This window comes from Cellulomonas fimi (genome assembly GCF_028527925.1).
In the GTDB taxonomy this organism is placed as follows: domain Bacteria; phylum Actinomycetota; class Actinomycetes; order Actinomycetales; family Cellulomonadaceae; genus Cellulomonas; species Cellulomonas fimi_C.
The window spans coordinates 1-777 of the sequence record NZ_JAPESW010000140.1 but is presented as its reverse complement, the minus strand read 5'-3'; the positions used below and the strand labels follow the sequence as shown (position 1 = coordinate 777).

Annotated in this window: 1 pseudogene; it reads right to left on the bottom strand. The window is 74.4% G+C overall.

What is annotated here, in order from left to right:
• Positions 1-570: pseudogene (locus OMK64_RS20140) on the bottom strand (hypothetical protein); the annotation flags it as partial.
• Positions 571-777 lie beyond the last annotated feature (207 nt).

The window sequence follows — 777 nt, the reverse complement described above, 5'->3', positions numbered from 1 at the left end:
GGCATGTGCGAGGACGGCCCGCGCACGTGGGACTCCCCGGACCCGGGCGCTCCGGTTGGCGCGATCGAGCAGGGCGTCGACGGAGACTCCCGCACGGACTGCAGCGTCGGTCACGACGAGTCCGTCCAGGGCGGGGAGCGAGAGCAGGCAGTCCCACGTCGTCCGTTCGAGGTCCGTGCACGGCAGCCCGAGGACGTCGACCACGCCGTCGCCCGGGATCCCGCGGTGCCGCACGACGAGCGGGTCCCGTCGGCCGCCACCGGTGACGGCCATGCGGACGTGCGTGCGTCCAGGCGTCCGCCACAGAGGAAGGCCGTGGAGCATCGCCGCGGTGGCGTGGCTGAAGACGTGGTCCGTCGCGACGCGCGCATGGGTCCCGATGACGCGGGCGAGAGCCTCGGCGCGGGGCGAGACGTCGGTCGTCGGCAGGTAGGTCCCGCGGCCGACGCGCATCAGAGCGCCCCGGGCGACGGCCGCGGCGATCGCGTTCGAGGGATGGTCCCGCGCGTGGACGACGTGCGGCAGCGCGGGCGGGACGAGGTCGGTGGCGGAGCCGGGCCGAGGAGGCATGCCGTGCAGGATCGACCAGCGCGTTCGTGGCCCGTACGGCTGCGGTCGGCGTCCGGTGACGGCCCCATGTGCCGGCGGGCTGTGGACGGCTCGAGCGGCAGCCGTCGGCGATGACACTTCTGCTCGGAGGTGAGGCATCGATGTCTCGCTCTGGAGCGGATGTCGCATCCTCGGAGGCGACGGCCGGGCAGGCCATCGCGGGTGGTG